The organism is Pseudoalteromonas sp. P1-13-1a (genome assembly GCF_001401875.1).
GTDB lineage: Bacteria > Pseudomonadota > Gammaproteobacteria > Enterobacterales > Alteromonadaceae > Pseudoalteromonas.
Window position 1 is genome coordinate 168,104 of record NZ_LKDV01000004.1, and the last position, 6,000, is coordinate 174,103.

General features: G+C 41.2%; 5 protein-coding genes and 1 pseudogene. 3 read left to right on the forward strand and 3 right to left on the reverse strand.

Translation table 11 applies throughout. The annotated features are described in order from the left end of the window. The first annotated feature begins 20 nt into the window (after positions 1–20). Both AN391_RS05195 and AN391_RS05200 read left to right on the forward strand, forming a co-directional pair. Positions 21–332, forward strand: a complete 312-nt coding sequence (locus AN391_RS05195; protein ID WP_055014399.1) for a DUF962 domain-containing protein — start codon at positions 21–23, stop codon at positions 330–332. Positions 333–385: 53 nt separating this feature from the next. Further along, a pseudogene (locus tag AN391_RS05200) lies at positions 386–772 on the forward strand (TonB-dependent receptor domain-containing protein); the annotation flags it as partial. Positions 773–851: 79 nt separating this feature from the next. Here AN391_RS05200 and AN391_RS05205 read toward each other — a convergent pair. From AN391_RS05205 to AN391_RS05215, 3 genes are all read right to left on the reverse strand, one after another. Then, a complete protein-coding gene (locus tag AN391_RS05205; protein WP_082429300.1) occupies positions 852–1,895 on the reverse strand; it encodes a branched-chain amino acid aminotransferase in 1,044 nt (347 codons plus the stop codon). Positions 1,896–2,045: 150 nt separating this feature from the next. Further along, positions 2,046–3,098, reverse strand: coding sequence for an acyl-CoA desaturase (locus tag AN391_RS05210; protein ID WP_055014402.1), 1,053 nt, complete (start codon positions 3,096–3,098; stop codon positions 2,046–2,048). Then, positions 3,095–4,138, reverse strand: a complete 1,044-nt coding sequence (locus AN391_RS05215) for a flavin reductase family protein (RefSeq protein ID WP_055014403.1) — start codon at positions 4,136–4,138, stop codon at positions 3,095–3,097. The genes AN391_RS05210 and AN391_RS05215 overlap by 4 nt, the downstream gene beginning before the upstream one ends. 417 nt (positions 4,139–4,555) lie before the next feature. Here AN391_RS05215 and AN391_RS05225 point away from each other — a divergent pair, with 417 nt between their 5' ends. Beyond that, positions 4,556–5,638 (forward strand): PQQ-dependent sugar dehydrogenase, encoded by a 1,083-nt coding sequence (locus tag AN391_RS05225; RefSeq protein ID WP_235576471.1) that lies wholly within the window; start codon positions 4,556–4,558, stop codon positions 5,636–5,638. Positions 5,639–6,000: the final 362 nt, after the last annotated feature.

The following is a 6,000-nucleotide window of genomic DNA, read 5'->3' on the forward strand; positions in this document are numbered from 1 at the left end:
TAAAAATAAGAGCATGGATTATGAACACACCACACACTTTTAACTCCTTTAAAGCGTTTTACCCCTACTACCTAAAAGAGCACCGTAATGTAACCTGCCGACGCCTACATTTTATAGGCAGCACTTTAGTGCTTGTAGTTATTACTATTGCCTTAATTAAACAACAATATAGCTTGCTGTGGCTATTACCGATTATTGGGTATGGATTTGCGTGGGTTGGGCATTTCTTCTTTGAAAAAAACCGCCCTGCTACATTTAAGCACCCATTTTATAGCTTATGGGGAGATTGGGTTATGTTTAAAGATATACTTATCGGTAAAATCAAATTTTAATTTTTATATTATTTTCTTATAAAAATCATTCGTAACCTTTTTAAACGCTATACAACTTGTTCTCAGGTACAGAGCTGCGTCGCTTTGAAGTAAGCACCCCGCGCAATAAATACAATTTAAGCGCTACTTGGACCCATGATGCGCTGCGTACCACACTAAGAACTACGCGTTACGGTGAAACCCAAGACCCATCGTCAACGCCTGAGCTAAACGAGGTATTAAAACCTAAGTGGATCACTGATTTAGATGTCGCCTATGCCGCTACCGATAACCTAACGCTTAGTTTAGGTGCCAATAACATTTTTGATGTATACCCAGATCCAACCCGCGAAAATGTAGAAGAAGTCTCTACTTTTTCTCGCTTGTTTGCATATTCAAGCTTTTCGCCCTACGGATTTAATGGCCGTTACGTGTACGGCAAAATAGAAATGAAATTTTAAGTGCTCAACATTTCAAAAAGTACTCAAAACACAAAAGCCACCTAGTCGGTGGCTTTATACTGTGAACTGGTTAAATTAATTAGACTTTAGTTAACCAGCTGTGTTTATCTTCACTTTTACCCCATTGGATATCGTTCAATGCTTGGCGTAAACGCGCTGTTGTTGGGCCTGGCTCGCCACTGCCTACTTTGTATTCTTTATCGTTATGAATAAACGTGCCTACCGGCGTTAACACCGCAGCAGTACCTGAAAGCGCAGCTTCTGTGCCCGGCTTTGCAGCGCGCTCTAAAAGCTCGGTAACGCTAAAGTTACGCTCGCTTACTGTCATGCCTAAATCTTTTGCAATGGTTAAAATGCTATTACGCGTTACGCCATGTAAAAAGGTGCTATCGAGCGCTTTGGTAATAATTTCGTTACCATCAATAAGAATAAAGTTAGCAGCACCTGTTTCTTGTACGTCGCCGCCTGGGCAAAACAAAATTTGATCGGCTTGGTATTTTTCGCGCGCTGCGCTAATTGGTGCAAGTGCACTGGCGTAATTACCGCCACTTTTTACCATGCCCATGTGCGGGGCACAGCGCATGCCGTCTTCTTCAAGTAATACACGCAGCGCAGTAGCGCCGCCGGTAAAGTAATCGCCAACTGGCGATAAAAGTGTATATAACAACGAGCTCATTGACGGTGCAGCCGCTTTACCAATGGCAGCCTCTGTTCCTATGTGAGTTGGGCGAATGTACATAGAGCCCGGTGGTAATGGCGTTTCATCAGCATACTCTTTAACAATTTTGATAATCATGTCTTTTAGCATTTGACCATCAAAGCTTGGTAAGCTTAATAACGCAGAGCTTTGCTGCATACGCGCAATGTTTGCATCTATTCTAAAAATATAAATAGAGCCATCTTCGTGGCGAAACGCTTTTAAGCCTTCAAAACACGTACTTGAATAATGAAGAACGTGCGCACCCGCATGAAGTTCAAGTTTATCGGAAGGGACGATTGAGCTTTCGCTCCATTGGTTATCTGAAAAACGAGCTTGAATCATCTGCGGCATAAACACAGTACCGAATGCGGCCATTTTAATCTCTCTTGTGTGGTCTATTTTTCTCCATTGTATGACAATCATGCATCGTTTAACCATAGCAAAACTGAGGCTTTTTTAATTATCAAAAAGAATTTTTTGCAACTACTGTTTATAAATTAGCCACATTGCTAAGCACATACAAAAAAGCCGATTAATGCATCTTCATTAATCGGCTTTTTAAAGGCACATTATTTATTTAAACGAGTACCTAATAATACGTTTTAATACCGAGCCGTACTGTTTAAAAAAACCACCTGTATGATAATCAATACCGTGCTTTTGCATAACGGCTTGCACTTGCGGGGCTACCTCTTGATAGCGAGAGGACGGCATATCAGGAAATAAGTGATGCTCAATTTGGCAGCTTAAATGCCCAGTTAAAACATGAAACCAATGCGGGCCTTTGATATTTGATGAGCCTAACACTTGGCGATAGTACCACTGCCCTTGCGTTTCGTTTATGCAGTCTTCTTGTTTAAAGGTTTCGGTGTCCTCAGTAAAGTGGCCACAAAAAATAATGGTTGAGGTCCATAAATTACGGATTAAATTTGCCAGTAAGTTGCCTGCTAATACCCATAAAAACAAAGGCCCTGCCAATAAAGGAAATATCACATAATCTTTTATTAATTGGCGCGCGCCTTTACTAAAAAAACGCTGTTTTAGGGTAGAATGCGATACACCCCCTTCGCGGTTTTCTTTCTTTTTACCTATAAACACACGCTCTGCAGCCAGCTCGTGGTACGACACCCCCCACTGAAACAGCACACTTAAATTAATATACGTAATAAACTGCCACACATTTTTTAACCGCCATTTAAAATCATTGCTTAAACGCAATAAGCCATAACCAAAGTCGCGGTCTTTACCAATAATATTAGTGTAGGTGTGGTGCTCAAAGTTATGAACGCGATGCCAACTTTGGCCATCGCATGCAATATCCCATTCGTAGTTTTGCGAGTTAAGCTGCTTGTCGTTCATCCAATCGTATTGGCCGTGCATAACGTTGTGGCCAATTTCCATATTGTCCAAAATTTTTGCAACCGCTAATAGCAGCACACCTACAACCCATAAAATTGGCTGAATAAAGCCCAGCATAAGTAAAATACGCCCACTCCACTCACATAGCCGCTGCTTTTTAACAACCGAGCGAATGTAGTTTGCATCTTGTTGCCCTACTTTGCTTAGTGTATTCATTTTTATGCTATCTAAATCGTGGGCTAACTGATCAAAGTTTATGTTTTTCATAGCTGTAACTCCAAGTCGCTAACAGGTTGACTAACACACAGTTGAATTAACTGCTCGCCACTATCACTCAGCTCGCCAGTTTTTAAATTACGCACCACGCCTGACTTTTTAATGCACTGGCACTGGTGGCAAATACCAATGCCACACCCGCGTTTAACTGGTAGTTGTTTTGCCTCAAACTGTACTAACAAAGGGTTGTTAGCATTGACGAGATGAGCGGTGCTATTAATCTGTACGTTAAATAGGCTGTCGTCATTTTGGCTTGGCAGTGTTAAACCAAATGCCTCTTGGTAATAATTTAAATGGTGCTTTTTAGCAAAATCACTCACCGTTTTCATAAAGTTTGCTGGCCCACAGCAGTAAATATCTGGGTTTTCCCACACATTTACATGGCGCGTAATGTCACCTGATTGCTCGCGAGTGAGCAATAAAAATGAAAAATGTGAAAACTGATTTGCTAATGCACTTAGCTCATCTACACATTGGTGTGCTGCGGCTTTGGCATAATAAATTAACGATACTTTTTGTGTTGTATGTTTTAAATGCTCACTAATCATGGCAAGCATAGGTGTAATACCCGAGCCGCCTGCTATAAACGTTGTATTGTTTTGGGAATTTTTATAAACAAAGTCGCCACTAGGCGCTGAAATATTGCACCACTCACCGACTCGTAAAGCACTGCTTAAAAGGCTTGTAAAACGCCCTTGCTGATTAGTTTTAATTAATAAACGCACTAACCCCGTTTTTTTAAATTGCTCAGGGCTTGAGGCAACCGTAAACACACGTGTTAATAAACGCCCATTTATTTCTACCGTTAAACTAATATGTTGCCCAGCAATGTGTGCCTGCCAGTGCTGAGTAGGCTTTAAGGTAATACTTAAAAAGTCACCATTGTACTGCGTTAACTCTTCAATTTTTGCTCTATATAGACCTGCACGCCACGCAGGCTTAACCATTTGCATAATGGGCTCAATATAGCCTGCAAAGCTTTGATGGTGTAAAAACCACTTCGAAAATTGGTCTAATACTTTAGTAATCATCACTATTAATCTCTTGGATATTAAATATTGAATTTAAACTTACATGTGTACGCTCAAACTTCAGCGCACAAGTGTACGCCCAAAAAAATTAATTTCAATAGTATTAGAGTAAATAGTCAGTTTTTTAGTGCAATTTTTACGCAGCCCTCTAATTTAAAGCGCTGTACTAAAGCCTTAATAAAGGTGCAACAAGTAGCTGTTTTAAATACTAAAGGTAGCTATGTAGCACTGTAGATAAACTCTTGTTGATTGAAATATATATAGTTTTATTAAATCGCCACATTTAGCAAAATCAGCAGTAGCATGCTAATGTAGGCATTACTTGCTTACTTATTAAACAGGACAAAAACTGTGTTTTTCCCTATAAAATCGATTGCTAAAACAGTATCAACAGCGTTAATAGCTGCATTGATTTCAATGCCAGTGGCGGCTGTTGATTACAAAACCCTTGATGTGTTACCGCTCAATGTAAAAGCCGTCAGTGTGGCTAAAGGAGTAACTATCCCCTGGGCTATTGAGCCGCTAAGTAATGGTGATTTACTTATAACCGAGCGAAGCGGCACACTTTATTTGCTGCCTAAAAAATCATCAACCTTAACTAAGCTCTCGGGTTTGCCACAAATTGATGCTAACGGGCAAGGCGGTTTACTCGATTTAGCCCTACATAGCCGACCAGACAATAATCAATGGCTTTACATAACTTACTCAAGTACCCAAGGCGCTAAAAGTGGCAGTAATACAGCCCTAATGCGCGCCAAGCTGAGTGACGATCGCACTGAGCTTTTAAACACACAATTACTTTATAAAGGTGAGCATAACAGCACAAAAGGCCAGCACTACGGCAGCCGTATTGTGTTTGATAACCAAGGCTATGTTTACTTTTCTATTGGCGATCGCGGCGCGCGCGATAAAAACCCGCAAGACTTAAGCCGTGATGGCGGTAAAATTTATCGCTTACACACTGATGGCCGTATTCCTAAAGATAACCCGTTTGTAAATCAAAAAAGCGCTAAACCCGCTATTTGGTCATACGGACACCGTAACCCGCAAGGTATGTGGTTTGATACAACAACACAAACGTTATGGTCTCATGAGCACGGCCCACGCGGCGGCGATGAGCTAAACATAATTAAAGCGGGCGCTAATTATGGCTGGCCGGTGGTTAGTTATGGAGTTAATTACAGCGGTACGTCGTTTACCGACATACAAGAAAAAGACGGCATGCAATCGCCCGTACTGCATTGGACCCCCTCCATCGCCCCTTCTGACATGTTATTGGTTAGCAGCGATAAGTACCCGCAATTAAAAGGCAAGCTTTTGCTATCGTCTATGAAGTTTTCGTTTTTAAGTGCACTGGAAATATCTAACAAAGGTGTTTCAAAGCAATATAAAATTTTAGAAGGAATAGGCCGCGTTCGCAGCTTAGCACAAGGCAGTGATGGCTATATTTACTTAGGCATTGACGGACAAGGAATTAAACGCCTTGAGCCTGAGCTATAAAACCGTTAATAACCGCAGCATAGCAAATAATGCATTTACCTTGTTTTTATTAACAAGGTAAACGCCTTACGGCTAAAAGAACTATTTAGCTCTTTGTAGCGTATGGTAATGCTAGGGCGTGTTGATCTCTGATGGTTGAATTTGCAGCAGTATGTTTGGTTTTTAGGCAAGGCAGAGCCTATGAAGTTTGGTACTCCCCATAAATAGGCGATAACGCAGCATAAATGCCAAACATGCGCTGCCCTTCGGGTTCTGCCTAGGGGCGATAAACTATTTGTTGCCTACATGGATGTAGGTAAGGGGCGTGAGCAGGACGCGGAAGCTTTACTCGGTTTTTACTTATTCTTACATGGATGTAAGTC